Source organism: Paenibacillus lemnae, from assembly GCF_012933385.1.
GTDB classification, from domain to species: domain Bacteria; phylum Bacillota; class Bacilli; order Paenibacillales; family Paenibacillaceae; genus Paenibacillus_AQ; species Paenibacillus_AQ lemnae.
Genome location: NZ_JABBPN010000014.1, coordinates 25,219 through 44,117, shown reverse-complemented (window position 1 = coordinate 44,117; position 18,899 = coordinate 25,219). Strand labels below are relative to the sequence as shown.

The window sequence follows — 18,899 nt, the reverse complement described above, 5'->3', positions numbered from 1 at the left end:
ACAGACTCATCGGTTCCAAAATGCTGTAACAAACACAGCCGGGGAATTCCAGTAGATGGTCACTTCATTTCCGGCATAGCTGTCTTCATGATCGATAAAGCAGGCCGCCGCCGGCTGCCCGGTGAGATGCTCCTTCATGCAGTCGTCGTTCAGATTCTTGTTAGGTCCTCCTGCCACCATTCCAGGTACCGGCTCCTCAATACTATCGCCAACAGAAGGACGATGGTGCGGATGAAGGACCGAACGGTCTCCGTAACCGGTCACATAGCTTAAATCAAGGACATTACGGCCAAGCAGGTAATGCAGATGAGATGCAGCGGTGTGGACGTAACGAGCGTCTGGCTGAATCTCGTGGGCCAGCAGCAAAAACATTCCCCGATTTAACAGCACCATATTGCTGCCCCAAATATAATCGTCTTCCTTCATGGCTACCTGATAACCATCACTCTCAGCCGTTTGAATATAGCTTATCGCTTCGGACAGGACATTCTGCTTCAAGGAAGCGTACAGTTCAGGATCCCCCTGCTTCGCTCCGCCAAGCAGATAACTGAATGTACCATAACCGCCTAAATCCGCCCAGCCCAGCTCCGTCTTAGAGAAATCTTCCTTGGCCAGCTGTTGAAACACTTGATGATATTTGACGTCTCCAGTAGTCCGATAAAGCTCTGCAGCTGCCCAGTATCGTTCATCGGTATCCGTCTCATCTCCATATTCACCAGTTGATATATCCGGCGGATTCTTAAACCCTGGTGTGTGAGGATGCTTCTCGAGCCAGCGGAAGCCCTGGAGGCTGGAACGCAGACAAGCTTCGGCAAAGCCTTTGTCGTACGAATGGTATATTCGTGCAGCTAAAGCCATGACAGCCGTATGAGATGCGGTAGCCGTTGCGCTGATTGGAGAAAACACAAGATCACCCAAATCATTTTCCGGCATTACATCAAGTCCTGGAAAATGCCTGGTCGTGAGCTTATGATATGATCCGCCGCTGTCTTGATCCTGCATTTTGAGCAGCCAGTTCAGCTCCACCTTGCACTCGTGAAGCACATCCGGCATGGTATCATTGCTTTCCGGAAGCGGAACCTGGGAACGAAACGCCTCCGGATAGAGTTCATAAGCCAAAAGAAGGTCCACAACAGCCTTAGCACCAGGAACGACGTACTTGCCATAGTCTCCTGCATCATGCCAGCCGCCGCTGGCATCCAGTTTCACATGCTCGCGTCCGTGTATGATCCCATCCTGTGTATGACAGGCTGCATGAGCCCAAGGGCCTGCAAACTCCTCCGTCAGCTCGGTTCCGCAGCGTAAATAATAGAACGCTTTCAATAAACCCTGCTGCAGTTCTTCATACGGCCTGTCTTCAATAATAAACGAAGCGGACCTCTCATTACCGTCTGCGGCTGCATAATAACGTCCCGGTGTCTGTAATTCGGTGAAGTCACCAAGGTAAACGGTTTTCCCGCTGGCCTGATCTTGTATAGGTCCATCACCTTCTCCGGTAAACACAACTTCTTCCGTCATTTCGTTTACTATGCTGAACTTGGGATCAGATCCGGTTATGATCAATGTCTTGACATCCAGAACCGGATACCCGATCTGATTCACAACCATGCTTCGCTTTATTCCGTTATTCATACTCAGCAGCCCCTTTAACCCTAAAATTTAGTTAAATCGATCAAACTCCTTCACATTCCCGTCTGAATAACCCGCTATGACCAGATCAGCCATATTCAAAAACAGTCCATGATCCACCACACCCGGAATATTATTCAGATGATGCTGGAGCTGCCCGGGATCATCAATCCTTCCAAAAGAACAGTCCGCGATATAGTTACCGTTATCCGTTAGGAAACGCTCACCATTTGCTGTACGAAAATGGACAGTAGATCCGAGGCGGTCCAGCTTTCGCAGCGTCATTTCACATCCGAACGGAACCACTTCTACCGGCAGATCAAATCTGCCCAGCTGCTGCACCAGTTTGCTTTCATCAACCACGATAATCAACTTTCTGCTGGCTGCTGCAACAATTTTCTCCCGCAGCAGCGCTCCGCCCCCGCCTTTAATCAGTTGGAGGTTCATATCCGCCTCATCCGCACCGTCGATGGTAACATCAATTTCGTCTATTTCAGTAAATGACACCAGCGGAATTCCCAGCTCTTGAGCTAAATTCTGCGACTCAACAGAAGTCGCAATTGCACGGATTCGAAGCCCTGCCTTTACCCGTGCTCCAATCGATTGGATGGCCCAGTAAGCTGTGCTCCCCGTACCCAATCCAACAATCATGTTATCCTGAATGTACTCTACTGCTTTTTCAGCTGCTATTTGTTTTGGATTCATATACTCACCCTTTGCTATATAGACTGAAGTAAATGTTAATATTCCAGCTTGCTGCGTTGTCAAGTGTTCTTACGACCGCTCTTGTCCCCAAAATGCTTGAAATCATTATTCATAGTGGCATTTTGGGGACAAAGGCGGACGCTACCGCTTCTCCAGAATCACTTGTCACCTCCGCTAAACGAGGGTACGACATTTACTTCATCCTCAATCCAAAGTTTACCTCTCATATAAACTTTAAAGTGCTTTGATGTTATTGTCTATAACAAGGTTGTGGTATTTCAAAGATTAACCAGGCTCTGTAAGCTGCTCTTTGTACACAGATGGGCTGACTCCTGTATACTCTTTAAATACTTTAGAGAAATACTGTGGATCACTAAACGACAACGCATCCGAGATTTCTTTAATTCTCATGTCCTGCTTCTCCTGAATCAGCCGGCAGGCTTCCTGAATTTTCAGTTTCATATAATAATGGACAAAGGTGCTTCCAGTATGCCGTTTAATGATTCGGCTGATATAGGAAGGGCTGACGTGAAAGCGGTCTGCTAGATCAGGAATGCTGACATAGGAGTAAATATTCATACTCAAATAACCTTCAAGCTGTTGAAAGAGCTCTTCTCCGCTTTTTTTGTTATTGGCCAGTATATGATCAAATAAGGCTTCCAAGACGTTCAGCAGTTCCTTCATAAAATTCTCATAACTTAAAGCATCCAGACTCCGGATGAGTTCATAAGCTGACTTTGGTATTTCCTTAAACGGGAGTCCTTGATTAATCGAAGATAATGTATCCAGCACCGACGACAGGAAATACTCCAGATCGTACAATCTGACATTGTCACTCTTCCATTTGGCCAGCTGTTCCGTTAGCTTCAGCAGAAAAGCATCCTTTTGGCGTTGAAGAATCATCTCTGTAAAACGTCCGGTTACAAGCTCTCTCTCTTTGCTGGGAGATGCTTCTGCCGAGAATGCATATTGAATCTCCAAAGGAGCGGTGCTGCACACGCCAAGTCTTTCGCCAAGGAACCGAACACCTTCCATACAAAAAGACGGCCATTCAACCCGGTAAACGGCCCTGAGCTGGCCCGCGAGCGCAGCTGAAATGCCGTGACTCTCCAGATGCTCCCATATCCCGTTCCATCCAGTACCATTCACCATCTGCTGCCCCTCGGTGACGTCCCAAATGGCCAGAAAATGCTCCGGTTCTCTTAATGAAAGCACCATTCTAACAGAAGGAATCAAGAGTTTCAGCACGGACTGAAGATGTGTGCGTTCCCAATTTTCTTTCGGTGTAAACGGTTGTCTTCGTATCACCAGCAGAAAGCCGGCAGCAGGAAGTTCTGTTTCAGCAAGCACGGTGTTCTCCAGCTGATCAGAAGCAAGAACATCACTCAGCGATATTTCCCGGGTGCCTGAAGCTTCCTGACGGTTTCGGGACAGCTCCTCGGTCACTCTCTTCAGCACTTCCTCAAGCTCACTCCGCTCAACCGGCTTAAGCAAATAATCAAACACCTGGAGGCTTAATGCCCGACGTGTGTATTCAAAGTCACTATATCCGCTGATCAGAATCACCTTCATCGCAGGAGCCAGCAGCTTCGCCTGCTCAATCAGAGCCATTCCGTCCAGTTTCGGCATCCGTATGTCTGTCAGCAAAATATCCGGCTGGTGCTGGCAGATCAGCTTTAAGGCTTCTTCCCCGTTTGCAGCGGTACCCGCCACCTGAACTGGCAGTAATAATGATTGAAGATGAGACTTGATATTACGCAGGATCGGCTTGCTGTCTTCTGCGATGATTACTGTAAACATGCCCAGCCCTCCATTTAATAAAAATCCTTGGTAAGCGATGCAATCAGCTGAACAGTGGCACCGCCTTCCTTCCCGGTATTATTGTAAATGTTAAAGAATAACCGATTCTTATACATCAGCTTTAGCCGGTTCACCGTATTCACGAGACCCATATTGCCGATGCCGACATCTGGATCATAAGGCTGTCTGCCCCCTTGTTCCGAATGTTGAATCGCAGACATAATGCTGCTGATTTTCTCAGGATGAAAGCCGCTTCCATTATCTCTGATCTCAATAGCCCACATGCCTTTATACACCTTCACTTCTATCCCTATGCACCACGGCGGATCGGTATTGGTGAACGCATGCTCAATGCAATTTTCAACAATGGGCTGTATGACCAGACGTGGCAGCTGAATCTGATGGTCTGCTTCATGCTCTGTGATTTCCCAAACCAGGTCCTCTTCATAATTCTGCTGTACCAGTGACAAATAATGACGGGTGTGCTCCAGCTCTTCGGACAAGGTTACATGCTGATAAGGTGACGACACTATATATCTCAAGCTTTCCGACAGATGCTTGCACATCTCGGTAACAACCGTGTTCTTGCCCTCCTGGGCAGCAACACTGATCAAATACAGAACATTATGGATAAAATGCGGGGCAATCTGAGCCTGCAGTGCCGAACTCCGGGCAGCCGCCTCCTCTCTGATCGCGTCCTTTTCATTCTCGATGGACTCCTGCAGCCGTTCCATAAGCTCCTGGAAAGCTGCGTCCAGCATGAGCAGTTCATTGTTTTGTGAACGGCTGTCTACCTTCACATTCATGTTACTGTAGTCGATCCGCAGCAGCTGATTGCGCAGCTTCCGAATGGGCAGGAGCAAATTTTTAGCGGATATATAAATATACAAAGCCGAGAAGACCAGCAGTGCAGTGATCAGGGCAATGGATAAATATTTCACGGAATTGACGGGACCGAGCACAGATTGTTTCGGAGAAATACTGTATGCCGTCCAGCCAGTTACCGGAGATGTATAATAGGCGATATAGTTTTCAGAGCGGTCCACATACATCCCATTCTCCTCAGAAGGCCGTTTCAGTGAATCCGGGACCGCCTCTGTTTCCGGTACACCGGAAGAGGTAACTACTGCTCCGCCGGAATCCAGCACCACGACTTGTCCTGAGGCTGCGGTTCCAACCGACTTTTGCAAATAGACCGGGTCCAGCTGTACCGTTAGATAACCGAAGACCTCACCATTCTGATTCATAATGGGCCGGATGAACGACAATATTCCGGATGTCGGACGTGTAATGAGGTAGCTGCTGTGAAGCTGTTCCCGTAACGCTCTATCAGATAAGACATGTTCCAGCGATGCGGGGCTCAGTTCGTTGCCGATAAACGAAGATATTGCATTCCCCTGCAGATCATGGACGTACATATCCCGGATGTTCATACTGGGACCAAGTGCCGAGAACATCACATCTTTCAGCTTACGGCTGCGGGCCAGCTTGTCCGCATCCCTTGATGCTGCATTAACGCCTTTCATGATTGCAAAAATCTCATGATTGGCCAGCACGCGCTGGGTTAGCTGATTTTGACTTGCAATATAAAAGTCGAGCTGTGTGCTTACATTTTCAGCTGTAACCAGCTGTTCATTTTCGTTTTTTTCCTGAAGAGGCTGAATCACGAACCACTGGACATACACCAGAAAGCAGCCAAGTACGATGACCAGTAAAGTGATAAAGGTCGTCACGAATTTGGTTTGCAAGCTCATCCGATGTAAACGGTTTCCCAATGATGAATCATTTTGAATTTCCATGCCCGCCCTCCTGCTGGTGAATAATTAAAAACTAATGTAACACCAGAAGCTGGCAGTCGACAAGGTTTTTCATGAGTTCAGAATTTTACACATGATCTGTCAATCACAAACATGTACGGCGCGAATCCATCTCACCTATAATCAATCATGAAAACGATAACAAATAGAATTTGGGGGGATTTACATGAGTTTCAACACAAAAAGATGGCCTGCCCTTCTGCTAAGCGGCCTGCTGTCCATATCTCTGGCAGCATGCGGATCAGGCAGTGAAAGCAGCTCTTCTGACTCCGGCAGTTCTGAAACACCGGGAAAAAGCAGCGCAACGATTGAGCTGGCTATTTCCAAGAGCTCTCAGGATTCACCTTTTATCGATGAGAGTTTACTGAAAGATTTCGAACAAGAAACCGGGATTAAAGTCAATCTGCAGCTTCTTCCGGCTGAACAGACAGCAACTGTACTGCAAACGAAACTGGCCGTGAATGAGACACCGGACCTGGTTCAATACAATCTGGCCAGTGCGACGACAGATCTGAACCTGGAACGGAATTTCGAAATTCTTGACGACGAAGCTTGGGTAAGCCGCTTGCAAAATAAGGAGGTGCTTTCCGCCTACGGTCACGTTTACAGCTTTCACGTAAGCCAGGATACCGGAATGCAGGGTGTCGTTTATAACAAGGATATGTTCAGCGATCTCGGTCTTGAGATTCCTGAAACCTTCGAAGAATTCCTCGCGGTCTGTGAAAAGATCAAAGCCAGCGGCGTTACGCCAGTCTTTATGCCATACAAAGATAACTGGGCTGCTAACATTTGGCCTGCTGCCGCTTTTGCCAATGCTGTAGCCGATGACCCGAATTTCTTCGATGATCTGAATGCGAACAAGAAAAAATGGACGGATGTTCCTGAGTTTGTGACCATTCTGGAACAGCAGTACGAGATCTTTAAACAGGGTTACACCAATCCGGACGTGCTGAGTGACAGCTATGACATGGCTGTGGGTAAATTCCTGAACAAGGAAGTTGCCATGATGTTCATGGGCGACTGGCTGATTGAAAACGTCGCGGAGAAAGACCCTGACATGAAACTTGGACTGTTTGCGATTCCATCTGGCGAAGGTGCCAAACTGGGCGCAAGTCCGCTGGGAGGTCAGCTGTTCATTCCGAAGAAAGCGAAGCATATTGAAGAAGCTAAGCAGTTTCTTGACTATATCGCTTCCAAGGAAGTGGCACAGAAAATGGTCGACGAGCGCGGTTACGTGTCCAACTTTAATGATGTAACGACGCCGGAACTCCCTGCATACAAACAGGAAATTGTAGACCAGTATATTACACCGAAGAAAACGCTGCTGACTACAGACGCTTATATGCTTGTTGACCGGAGCGAGCTTTACAGAGCACTGCAGGATCAGTTCGCCGGCTCCAAAACTTCGGAGCAGGTTCTGCAGGACTGGAACGACAAATTCATTCAGCTGATGAAGGACAAAGGTATTGAAGGGTTTTAACAACATGGAGGACTTAAACTGATGAAGACGACCAAAAGCTTATACTCCTATACACTGGTCTGGCCTGCACTCGCCATTTATACTGTATTTTTCGTGGTCCCGGCCTTAATCGGTTTTTATTACTCCTTTACCGATTGGCGTCTGGACCGGCTCGAAATTTCGTTTGTCGGATGGGACAATTTCAAACGAATTTTTACGGACGACACCTTGATTCTGGCCATGAAGAATACGTTTATCTTCGCCATTGCTACCGTGATCGGTAAAAATGTACTGGGCATCGCTCTTGCCGTGGCCCTGAATATGAAGCTGAAATCTCGAAATTTTCTGCGCGCCATTTTTTATTCACCATCCATTTTGAGCGTGCTGGTCATTAGCATTATCTTCACTCCGCTGCTGCGTACAGAAGGCGCTGTCAACGGCATCTTGAGTGCCATCGGGCTGTCTTCCTTGAACCAAGCCTGGCTGACTGACCCCTCGATCGTCATCTGGACGATTGCGGGGGTCTCCATCTGGCAGCATACCGGATTTCAGATGGCAATCTACCTGGCCGGTCTTCAGTCGATATCCAAAGATTATTATGAAGCAGCGACGATTGACGGTGCTGGCAGCTGGAAAAGCTTTCGCTATATCACGCTCCCTCTGCTGCTGCCAGCCATTAATATTAATCTCATGCTGACGCTGATTGGTGGATTAAAGGTGTTCTCGGAAGTCTTTGTACTCACTGGCGGAGGTCCGGGCAATGCATCTCAAGTCGTAGGAACGATTATTCTCCGTACCTTTGGTGAAGGGGCTTGGGGACTGGGGACAGCTATCAATACGCTGCTGTTTGTTGCGGTTACACTGATTTCCATTCCGCTGCTGCTGTTTATGCGCCGTAAGGAGGTTGCGGAATAATGAGTTATGTACAGAAAATAAAACTTCGAAATACTGTCGTGGAAATTCTGCTGATTCTGCTGTCATTAATTATTATTCTTCCGCTGCTGCTCATGATTTTCGGTTCATTCATGAACAGCACCGAGGTGCTTCGATTTTCGCTGAGGCTGCCGGAAAAGTGGCTCTTCTCCAACTATCTAACCGTATATGAAGTAGGCGGCCTTGGCAGAGCATTTATGAACGGCATACTGATCACCGGCGTTTCTTCCATCGTAAACATCCTGACATCTTCCGCCGCCTCATTCATCTTGGCGAGACGGGAGACGAAGTGGTCCAGCTTCCTGTATTTGTTCTTCTTTATGGGCTTGATTGCACCGATGTCCATTATTACAACCATTCGAATTGTTCAGTGGATGGGATTCTACGGAAGCATCACCAGCGTTATTTTCATCTACTCAGCCTTAAATACAGCCTTCAGCGTATTCCTGTACAGCGGTTTTATTCGTTCCATTCCGCGTGCACTGGACGAGGTTGCTTTTCTGGAGGGAGCGGGTACGATTGGGATTTTCTTACGGATCATAACCCCGCTGATCATACCGGTGAATGCCACTGTAGCGATTATGGTGTTTATGTCCGTCTGGAATGATATTACGATCCCGCTTTACTTCCTGACCGACAGCTCTACTTGGACGATGCCTTTATCCGTATACAACTTTTACGGCAGATACAGCCGGGATTGGAATCTGATCTTCGCTGATCTGGTGATGACCTCCATTCCGGTGCTGATCCTATATATCTTCGCCCAGAAGTATATCGTCAGCGGCCTGACTGCTGGTGCGGTTAAAGGTTGATCCGGTCGATAAACTTTTCAGCCCTTTCGCTTCCCAATAGGAAGTTGGAAGGGCGTTATTTGAATTTCGAACCATATCCCACGCTCCGCGTCTGGAGTTAGTCATGACCGACACGAATAAAAAGCTTGAGTTGTCTACTTATCCTTGTTAAGCTAATCCGCAAGGTGAAAGGAGATTGATATGAAATCTATTAAGCTTTTGTCTGGATTACTTCTATTGTTTACTATCATTTTAGCGGCATGTACCACTGAATCGTCCTTGGGACGTTCGGAAAAGCAGCAGATAGTGAATAATGTCAAAGCAGTTGAAGAGAGTGAATTTGATCTCACCTACTTTAACAAGTCATATACGCAATATCATAAAGTTCTAAGTGAAATCGTAAGTGAAGACTACTGGGCATCCACCAGAGATGAAATTCTATTTGGTTATAACGGTGCAACATTCAGCCGGGATGATTTGGCCAATATGCCGCAAGAAGAGTATGACAAACACAAAGAACATATGCTTAATATAATTCGAGGAATGGATATGGATAAGCTTAATGCAACGGTTCGCATATCAGATGTATATAAAGGGAATCAACCCCATCAAGTCAATATTTACACGATTGAAAATAAAGAGTTGAAAGCTCAACCGTTCACCGCAACTACTAAGAAATATACATTGGAGAAGCATAACGAGAAATGGCTTATTGTCGATGTGAAGCAAGATAAGTTTAATTATGAAAGTAAGCAGGCAGCAGAGGAATTGGAAAAGAGGATTAAGGCTCTTAAATATCAAACTCACGATGGAACGGTAATTGGTTATCCTACAGTAATGGTTTTATCAGGCGTAGGAAAAGAATAGCTAACAAAGATGAAAATGACCATAAGAAAACCGCTTTAATGATCTTCTACCACAGAGCGAAACAAATACTGCTCCACGATGGAAATCCAGCGGTGTTCCGGGTCGGCCAGTAAGGTCTTCCACCCAAGCTGACGGGCAGGCTCCAGGTTCTTATCCTGATCATCCACGTAAAGAATATCTATTTCCTCGTTTAACTCACCAAAATGATGTGAAACCAAGGTATATATCTCGGGTTCCGGCTTGCATAGTCCCACCTGATTAGAAACCGTCACGCTCTCTGCAAATGGCTCTATTAAAGGAAGCAGATGCTCCAGCCATTCCTGGCAGTGGTTACTTAATATATGGATATCTGCGGCTTCACTCCAGCGTTCCAATTGCTGCAGTGCAGGCAGGGGCTTCAAGGCGGAGATTAGCCAGCGCTGCGCTTCTTCCTGAGGAATTTGCTCCAGTCTGCTGCCAAGCCAGATCCAGAAGTCCTTCTCTCTGAGTTTTCCTGTCCAGAGGTCCTTACGGATATAGCCGAATTGCTGCTTCATTTCCTGGAAAGTGGCCCCGCTTTCGTTCTCCAGCCTCGGCCAAAATGTTGGCGAAAAGTTACTAATTAGCACACCTGCCAGATCCAGAACCAGCTGTGGTCGAGCCCTCATCCTTTCACCTCTTCCACTTTATTTAGACATCAAGCACATCCAGCTTATTAGGTCTTGCATCATTTGCAAGTCTTACACGTAATTGATCCACAATCTCCTCACGGTAAAGACCCTGCATTTCATGAATCCGTGCAGCCAGTGTCGGAACCATCCACTGCTCCAACACCTTAGAGTCTAATCCCGACAATGCCAGATACTCGCTGAGATACTCCTTATGAAAATAATCACGGGCTTCACGATCATTCAACCAGCCAGGAACTTCCGGCGGCAATGAACTTGACGCCAGCATCATGGAGGTGCGGGTCACATCCGCTTCAGGGCATCCTGCCAAGGCGTTCAGCCAATCGATAATAACCGGGCCTCCCGGTGACATGATAATGTTGTCTGGATGAAAATCATAGTGGCATAAGAAGCTGTCATTTTGCAGTAAGTTCATTGTATCCAGTATTGAATGCTTTTGAAGTTCGGGGAACTCCTGAATTCCTTGAATGTGATAGGTAAGCCGAGCTTGTAACGGCTGCAAAGCTGAAGCATCCAGGGTGTTCATTTGAAACTGCAGCCTGGCCATAAGCCTGGCATTATTCGATAAGCAGTCGCATGATGAATCCATTTGCTTCAGCATCGTGGGTCCGGTTATTTTCTCATAGATGATCCCCAGTTGTCCTTCGATTTCAATCAGCCCGTTATATTGAGGTGTTCTTAGTTCAAGTCCGCTGATGATTTCGGCGTTTCTAGCTTCATGCTTGGCAGATTCGTGATCGTAAAAAACTTTAACAACCTCGTTTTTTCTCCATTCATATACCTTGGCTGTGTTCCCTACACCGGTTAATTCGCCGATCATCATTGAGCTAAGTCCCCTTCCATTCTAATCTGGTTCCACGCTATTTAAAAAATAAGTTGTGTACAAGAGCGAATTCCAGAACTGTTATTAACCCGCAAATGAAGAGAAAAAAGGTCAGCTTTGTTTCCCCGATCCAGTCTTTGATATAGCGTCCGCGGAACAATGAGATGATATCCGGTGTAAATGTATATTTAATGGATTCATTCAGATCATCGCGATTGATAAACAGTAATCTGTATAAAAAACGATATACCGGCAGGTTGAGAATCATTAGCATGATAAGTATAGCAAGTTCCATAATATCCCTCTTTTTAATTTTTTACGGATATTACGATACCGACATGCATGTGGTTTCAAGAATTCTTCACTTGCCTCAGTCACTTAAAGGTGCTACTTCGTTTCTTTCAAGCAGCAGCTTCAGCTCTGAAATATGTTGTATTGTGCCGTCCGGGATCACTCCCATGGCGTTCATCTTGACCAGGTCGGCCTGATAAGATACGAAACGTATTCCTGCTGAATGGGATGCCTTCCCGTCTATCCAAGAGCCTCCTACCGATATCCAATCATCAACGGATACATGTTCGTAAAGCTGAAGCACATGCAAAAAAGCGTCCGGGGATGGTTTAAGAGCTGAGACCAACTCTCTTCCTACGACATGCTCAAACACCTTCAAAATATCATGGCGTTTAAGAGCGGCTTCCGCTGCTTCGACCGCGTTATTCGTAACTACGACCAAATGATATCTGTCCATCAAATGGTGAAGCAATTCCGTAACTCCCGGCTCCAGATCCGCATCCTTCATGCCTTCGACTTCGAATGCTTTAGGAATATCCCACAGTGCTTTAAGCAGCTCCGCTGTCATTCTGTGCGATCGCTTTGCTTGCTCAATGAATGTCGAAGTGGTGTGCTGCTCCAGTTCCATCCCTGCCGGCAATAATCCCTGGTCTATACAGAAACGATAGGTTTCCCGCTTCATGGAGTCGAAATCAATGGATGATTTCAGCAACGTATTATCCATGTCAAAAATGATGCCTTTCGTAAAAGTGCTCATAGGTTTCCTCTCCTCATGCCTGCCAGCCCCGTATAACCAAAGATTAACATACAATCTTCACACTGAATATTATTTATAACGCAAGAGATCAAAATTTATAACGAACGGTAAAGCTTTTCCAAATGAAAGCAAGCGGCCCCTTAGGACCGCTTACATTACACACAAGACATTATTTGATGCCCTGCTCACTTACATACTGAAGCCACTGCTTCTTGTACTCCTCTTGTATCTTATCCAGACCGGCTTGCTTTGCCTTCTCCATAAACGTATTCAAGCCTTCATCGATGTTCCCCACCAGACCAGCATTTAGCGGGAACAAGTACTGCTTCTCCACTTGCTCAAGGGCAGCCCGTTCTGCTTGATAAGAAGAATAATCCTCTGCGAATCCTGTAAATTTATCCGGCACCTGAATTTTATCCAGCTCGTCAAAGATAGCCTTCACGCCGTCGTAGTTTTTATCAAACAGCATATATTCCGGATTTCGCCAAGCCCAGCCATTCATGCCTTCGCGCGGGAATCCGTTCGAGTTTCCGTCACCGATCATTTTGTAATAACCGTCCACGACTTCGTAGTTCTTTCCTTCAATGCCATACTGCGTAAGGAGATTATAGCGCTTGTCGGTGACCATTTTTTCATAGAAAGCCAGCGCACGTTCAGCATTCTTACTGCTCGCTGGAACAGCAAAACCGTTATGAATGGGGTGAACTGGAGTCGCTATGCCATTCGTCAGTGGGAATGGATGATAAGCCAGCTTCCAATCCGGATGTGCCGCCTGAACTTTAATAAGTGTATCGTTGAATCGGGTCGGGTTATCGCCCAGCAATGCCGCTGCTTTGCCGCTTGTAATTTGGTCTTGAAGGGTATCCTTCACAGCCAGCACGTTCTTCACCATATATCCGTTATCCTGCCAGCGTTTCATCGTCGTCAAATCCTGTTTATGTTCCTCCGAGCCCCAATAGCTGTACACTTCGCCCGGATTTTCATAATCGATGCCAATTCCGTATGGTGTTGCACCAATCGGTTTGGCATTGATGCTTCTGAACACATCCATCAGATTGCCCTTCACATCCGAGTTCATGGATAATGGAACCATATTAGGCTCGTTTTTCTTAATTCCATCAAGATACTGTTCGAATGTCGCGATATCTACCGGCTTCGGGAGATTGTACTTCTCTCGGAGATCTTCGCGCCATACAAAACCGTTCGTAACATATTCCTTATATGTTGCCGGTACAGTGTAAATCTTGTCATCGATTTTAACGGCTTCCCACATATCCTTCGGTACGAATTCATACAACTCTGGCGCTGCTTTAGGAACTAGTTCATCCAGAGGCTGAAATGCTCCCCGTTTCGCATAGGATTGATACTGAGTCCATTCTGCGGTGAATATCAAGTCTACTTGCTGTCCAGAACCAAGCAGCAATTTATATTTTTGGTCCCAGTCCGTCCAGGAGGTATAGTTGAATTTAACGGTAGCATTCAGATCTTCCTTTGCCATCTTGTTAATTTCATCTTGAATGATGGCAATATCTTTCGGGGCATCACCGAGCATATAGAACTGCAGCTCCACTTCTTTAGATGTGTCGATTCCGGCCGGACCGTTATCCGGCTTTTCTTCACTTGTGCCGGTTAGTTTCGGCGGATCTGCAGGTGCAGCTGTGCCTCCGTTTCCGCTGCTTCCACCTCCAGAACATGCCGCCAGCATGGCGACCAGCATCATGAGGGTTAGTAACAAAGAAGCTGCCTTTACTCCTTGTTTCTTCATGTGAATCCTCCCTTTTATACATGTTATCTATGTTAGCCGCTGTTGGAGACTGCAGTGCCGCAGTTCTCTTCTCAGGGTTCTAACCTTTCACTGCGCCGATGGTTAGGCCTTTGACAAAATAACGCTGAATGAACGGATACAAAAAGAGAATCGGTCCTGTAACAATGATCGCCATCGCCATCTTGGTGGATTCTGTCGGCATATCACCTAGTGAAACTCCCGTTCCTGCACCCATTTGAGCCACAAAACTCATCGCGTTAATGACGTTGTACAGATAATATTGCAGCTGATACAGGGTAACATCGTTGATGAATAAGGATGAGGTAAACCAGTCGTTCCAGTACTGCAGAGCCAGAAATAGACCGACCGTTGCAATGCCAGGCATGGATAAGTGCAGAACAATTCTGCTGTATATCGTAAAGTCGTTCGCTCCATCGATTTTGGCAGACTCGACCACTTCGTCCGGAACCGCTGAGCGAATAAAGTTTTTCATCAAGATAATCAGAAAAGGTGTCATTAAGCCAGGGAAAATCAACACGGTGATGGTATCTGTCAGATTGAGGTATTTGGTCATCAGAATGTACCAGGGAACTAACCCTCCGCCAAACAAAGTTGTAAAATAAATCATAAAGGAAAAGAAATTGCGATATTTGAAATCTCTTCGCTGCAGAACATACCCCGCCATCGTCATAAAGAACAAACCGAGTGTTGTACCTACAACCGTTGTCAATACCGTCACTCCGTATGCCTGAAGTACCTGCTGGGGAAAGCGAAATACCGTTTGATATCCTTCCAATGAGAAGACCGTCGGTATCAGATTATATCCATCTCTTATAATCGCTTCATTCTTCGTAACAGATGCCGATATGATCAGCAAAAAGGGAAACAGACAGGCGATCGAAGCGGCAATGATTACAACAAACGCAATCAGACGAAACCATTTCATATGTTGGTCATCTTTAATTTTCATGAGCATGCCCCTCCTTAGAATAATGCGTAATCCGAGTTGATTTTCTTAATGATGCTGTTCACAGTCATAATGAGAATGAATCCGAACAAGGACTGGTAAAGTCCAGCTGCCGTAGACATACCGATGTCAAACGTGACCTTAAGAGAACGGTACACGTAAGTGTCAAGAATATCTGTTGTATCATAGAGCATCCCATTGTTACCCACGAGCTGATAAAACAGATCAAATTGTCCCTTCATAATGCTGCCCAATGCAAACAGGAGAAGCATAACAAAGGTCGTTTTCAGCATGGGAACGGTAATGTACCAAATTCTCTGAAAGATGTTGGCTCCGTCAATCTTGGCCGCTTCGTAATATTCTTCACTGATTCCCGTAATGGTGGCGAGATAAATGACCATGCTGTAGCCGAGATTTTTCCAAAGATAAAACAAAATGATGAGAAACACCCATACCCACGGCGTATTGTAAACATCGACCGGTTCCGCACTAAACTTAGCCAGCAGTGTGTTCAAGAAACCGCTCTCATAATTAAATACGTTGTACACGATGACACTTAAAATAACGAAGGATACAAAGTAAGGAAGAAACATAATGGATTGCGTCAGTTTTTTAAACCACTGGGTCTTCAGTTCACTCAGCAGGATCGCCAGAGCAATAGCCAGGACATTTCCGAGCAAAATAAATGCAAGATTGTAACCGATCGTGTTCAAGGTCAGCTTCATCAGCACGCCGGACTTCCATAGAAACTCGAAGTTCTTCAGACCAACAAACTGACTGTTGAACAAGCTGGTGTTAAAATCGAACTGGGTGAATGCATAATAGATGCCCACCATCGGGGTGTACGAATTAATAATGAAAAAAATCAGAGTCGGCAGCAGCATCAGAAACATGATTCGGTTAGTGACGAGCTCCCTTAATAATCCGTGTTTTTTTGGCATGCGGTTACTTCTCCTCTCAATCAGGTCAATATGTATGAAGTCAATAACACCGGTCGGCATGTGACTTGTTCTTAGTGTAGACAGACCGCTGATTGTGCGGTAGAGCAAGTTTATGATGTTTATGTACTTTGCTGCTTTTACTCGTATGAACGTTTACCTGCATGGTGTAGAAACCGTACATACCGCACTATGATGTCAAATGATCAGTTTTGTTCACACCTGTTACATTTGTTCACTATAGCTCCATGCTTGATCGGACACTAAACTGCGTTTATTTCATTGGCTGAACGTGACACAGCATACTATAATAAAAATGCACCTCAACTTGGCAAGCGCTTTCAAAATCATAAGTGAAGCAACAATCCATATTACCTTCAAGGAGGAGAGGCCATGAACACCGTCCCGCCCACACGCAAGGGCAAACTGTACAGCAGACTGCTTATCACCATCACGTGCTGCACAGTATTGACACTATTGGTATCTTCCCTGTTTTATTTTGTGATCTATAACCAGATTGATCTTAAAAAAGCTTACCAATCCGATCTTTCAAGTCTCATGCAAAACAGCAAGGAAGTCGTCAGTATGACAGAAAGTGCACAAGCTGTTTCTTTCCAAATCTACCGGACGTATGCTGTCTCCAAGCTGATGTTCTACACCAATCCAAATATTTATGACGAAATGGCCGCCATGCAGGAGTTGAACAATTATTTGAACTCCATGCCGTTTATCGAATCCATCTATGTGTACAATTCTGATAACGAACGTTTCTTTACCGCGAGACAACAAGGACAAGGCGGAACACTAAACAAAGATGAGCTGGAAGATCAAAATGTGCTCGAAGTGCTGAATAATTTTCAGCAGTATCGTCCGTTTACTCCTATTCCCCGTACCTACACGGTGAATCAGATCAACGGAGAACAAACCATTCGGGCGTATACCTATCTGGGTTATGATGCCATTGGCCATTCACAGAAAATTAATTCTGCTGTTGTCGTCAATATCTCCTCGGATTGGATCAACAAAGACATTGCTGCAGTGAACCCTGAAGCGGATGCCGGCAAATCATACATATGGGACAACAATCAGAACCGGCTGCTGTCCGGCGATACGCTGGAGCCGAAAGTGTTGAATCCTGAGGATGCATCGCTTCTGGATGCACACATCAAAAATAAACCGTCTGGTTACATCGTCAGCAAAGTTTCAGGGAAGAAATCGTTGGTCTCTTTTACCTCACCTGACCCATTGGGCTGGCAGTATGTTCGTATTACGCCCTACAGTACCATTACGGAAGCCGTTTCCTCTATACGAAACGTGACGATCTGGATCGCGTGTATCATTATGGCAGCAGGATTATTCATTTCTTGGATTACCTCCAAGATGCTCTACAAACCGATTCATCAAATCGTCGATGAAAAGAACAGGCTGGAACACGAAAAGCGAAACAGCTCCTACACCATCCGGCAGAACCTGCTTCGCGGCTTACTTCAGGGAGTAAAGCCGCTGCAGACGCCCGCCCAGCTTCTTAATCTTGTCCAAAATGGTATTACCTTTGATTTTTCATTAGGCTACTGGGTAGTCCTGCTTAAAATTGATCATTTCTCAGCGTGGAAGGAATCGAAGGGAAACGATCTGCTGGTTTATAAATTTGCGATTATGAATATCGGATGGGAGAACGGTCTGAAGCATTTCCAAGTGGAAACGGTGGATATGGAAGATGATGGTATCGCCATTCTGTTCGGGCGGAAGGATGATGAACTGCAGGAGAGTGACGAAACTCTGCTGCAGGAGGTATTGTCGCATATCCAGCAATCCACACTGAGCTTTCTTAAACTTAGCATTTCTGCTGCATACAGTAAGGAAAGTTACGAACCTCACCGATTGTCCTCTCTTTACAAGGAGGTGCGTGAAGCAGCGAAGCACCGGATGTTCAAAGGACCTGGCTGCATCATTCGCGCACAGGATATCGCCGAACTGCAAACGAAAGAATATGTATTTCCGGCTGATAAGGAACGTAAGATGAACGACGCCCTCATGAGCGGTAAAACACAGGATGCTAAAGTCCTGTTCGCGGAAATTGTGGACGAAACAGAGTTCTTTCCGTTTCATGTGGTGAATTTGGCGATCTCCCATCTTACAATGTCTGTCAACCAGACGCTGTATGCCATTTACAAAAACAACAGTCTGGATTCTCTGAATCGTGCATGCCTGGCCACACCATCAAGTGAACATTTCGAGACGATAGATGAGGTAAAGTCGGTGTTCTTCAAGCTGTTTGATGAGATTCATCATAAACTTTCCATCAAGCGGTCAACTAAACAGCATGAGCTTGTGAGAAAAGTAAACGATATTATTCATAAAGAGTTCAACGATCCAAATTTAAGCTTAAACCGGATATCAGAGGAACTCGGACTGTCTCCCATTCATGTGAGCCGTGTTTATAAGCAGCATACCTTAAGTGCCATCGTGGATGTCATTAATCAGGTGCGCATGGAACAGGCGAGGGAGCAACTGGAGCATACCAGCCATTCTGTTGTCGATATCGCCCAGAAATGCGGATACACCAGCAGTTCTTATTTCCATCGCATTTTTAAAAAGAACTTCGGTGTCACTCCTGCTGATTATCGCCGGGTGAAGGCTCAGACATCCTCATAAATGATGAGACGGTGCTGTTTCTGCCACATCCAAA

At 46.0% G+C, this 18,899-nt stretch carries 15 protein-coding genes; 5 read left to right on the top strand and 10 right to left on the bottom strand.

Going from position 1 to position 18,899, the window contains the following annotated elements; genetic code table 11:
* Positions 1-6: 6 nt before the first annotated feature.
* From HII30_RS14825 to HII30_RS14810, 4 genes are all read right to left on the bottom strand, one after another.
* Positions 7-1,632, bottom strand: coding sequence for a glycoside hydrolase family 9 protein (locus HII30_RS14825; RefSeq protein ID WP_169505822.1), 1,626 nt, complete (start codon positions 1,630-1,632; stop codon positions 7-9).
* A 27-nt stretch (positions 1,633-1,659) separates the two neighbouring features.
* Positions 1,660-2,334, bottom strand: a complete 675-nt coding sequence (gene rpiA, locus HII30_RS14820; RefSeq protein WP_169505821.1) for a ribose-5-phosphate isomerase RpiA — start codon at positions 2,332-2,334, stop codon at positions 1,660-1,662.
* A 285-nt stretch (positions 2,335-2,619) separates the two neighbouring features.
* Positions 2,620-4,134 (bottom strand): response regulator transcription factor, encoded by a 1,515-nt coding sequence (locus HII30_RS14815; protein WP_169505820.1) that lies wholly within the window; start codon positions 4,132-4,134, stop codon positions 2,620-2,622.
* A 14-nt stretch (positions 4,135-4,148) separates the two neighbouring features.
* Entirely contained in the window at positions 4,149-5,933 is a 1,785-nt protein-coding gene (locus HII30_RS14810; protein WP_211184613.1) for a sensor histidine kinase, read from the bottom strand.
* Positions 5,934-6,117: 184 nt separating this feature from the next.
* On the opposite strand from HII30_RS14810, the gene HII30_RS14805 reads away from it, so the two are divergent.
* The 4 genes from HII30_RS14805 to HII30_RS14785 all read left to right on the top strand — a co-directional run bounded on the left by HII30_RS14805 (position 6,118) and on the right by HII30_RS14785 (position 10,001).
* Positions 6,118-7,431 (top strand): ABC transporter substrate-binding protein, encoded by a 1,314-nt coding sequence (locus HII30_RS14805; RefSeq protein ID WP_169505819.1) that lies wholly within the window; start codon positions 6,118-6,120, stop codon positions 7,429-7,431.
* Positions 7,432-7,452: 21 nt separating this feature from the next.
* A complete protein-coding gene (locus HII30_RS14800; protein ID WP_169505818.1) occupies positions 7,453-8,325 on the top strand; it encodes a carbohydrate ABC transporter permease in 873 nt (290 codons plus the stop codon).
* Entirely contained in the window at positions 8,325-9,155 is an 831-nt protein-coding gene (locus HII30_RS14795; RefSeq protein ID WP_169505817.1) for a carbohydrate ABC transporter permease, read from the top strand. Before HII30_RS14800 ends, HII30_RS14795 begins: the two co-directional genes overlap by 1 nt.
* Before the next feature lie 180 nt (positions 9,156-9,335).
* A complete protein-coding gene (locus tag HII30_RS14785; RefSeq protein WP_169505816.1) occupies positions 9,336-10,001 on the top strand; it encodes a hypothetical protein in 666 nt (221 codons plus the stop codon).
* 35 nt (positions 10,002-10,036) lie between these two features.
* On the opposite strand, the gene HII30_RS14780 is transcribed toward HII30_RS14785, so the two are convergent.
* From HII30_RS14780 to HII30_RS14750, 6 genes are all read right to left on the bottom strand, one after another.
* Positions 10,037-10,648 (bottom strand): HAD-IA family hydrolase, encoded by a 612-nt coding sequence (locus HII30_RS14780; protein WP_169505815.1) that lies wholly within the window; start codon positions 10,646-10,648, stop codon positions 10,037-10,039.
* Between the two features lie 22 nt (positions 10,649-10,670).
* Positions 10,671-11,492 carry a phosphotransferase gene (locus HII30_RS14775; protein ID WP_246246497.1) on the bottom strand — a complete coding sequence of 274 codons (822 nt, stop codon included), beginning with the start codon at positions 11,490-11,492 and terminating at the stop codon, positions 10,671-10,673.
* A gap of 370 nt (positions 11,493-11,862) precedes the next feature.
* The gene (locus HII30_RS14765; RefSeq protein WP_169505813.1) at positions 11,863-12,540 is read right to left on the bottom strand and encodes an HAD family hydrolase; all 678 of its coding nucleotides are present in this window, start codon (positions 12,538-12,540) and stop codon (positions 11,863-11,865) included.
* Between the two features lie 169 nt (positions 12,541-12,709).
* A complete protein-coding gene (locus HII30_RS14760) occupies positions 12,710-14,305 on the bottom strand; it encodes an extracellular solute-binding protein (protein ID WP_169505812.1) in 1,596 nt (531 codons plus the stop codon).
* A gap of 79 nt (positions 14,306-14,384) precedes the next feature.
* Positions 14,385-15,275, bottom strand: a complete 891-nt coding sequence (locus HII30_RS14755) for a carbohydrate ABC transporter permease (protein WP_169505811.1) — start codon at positions 15,273-15,275, stop codon at positions 14,385-14,387.
* Between the two features lie 14 nt (positions 15,276-15,289).
* Positions 15,290-16,213, bottom strand: coding sequence for an ABC transporter permease (locus tag HII30_RS14750; RefSeq protein ID WP_211184612.1), 924 nt, complete (start codon positions 16,211-16,213; stop codon positions 15,290-15,292).
* Between the two features lie 390 nt (positions 16,214-16,603).
* Here HII30_RS14750 and HII30_RS14745 point away from each other — a divergent pair, with 390 nt between their 5' ends.
* On the top strand, positions 16,604-18,865 hold the full coding sequence (locus HII30_RS14745) for an AraC family transcriptional regulator (protein WP_169505810.1): 2,262 nt from the start codon (positions 16,604-16,606) through the stop codon (positions 18,863-18,865).
* Positions 18,866-18,899: the final 34 nt, after the last annotated feature.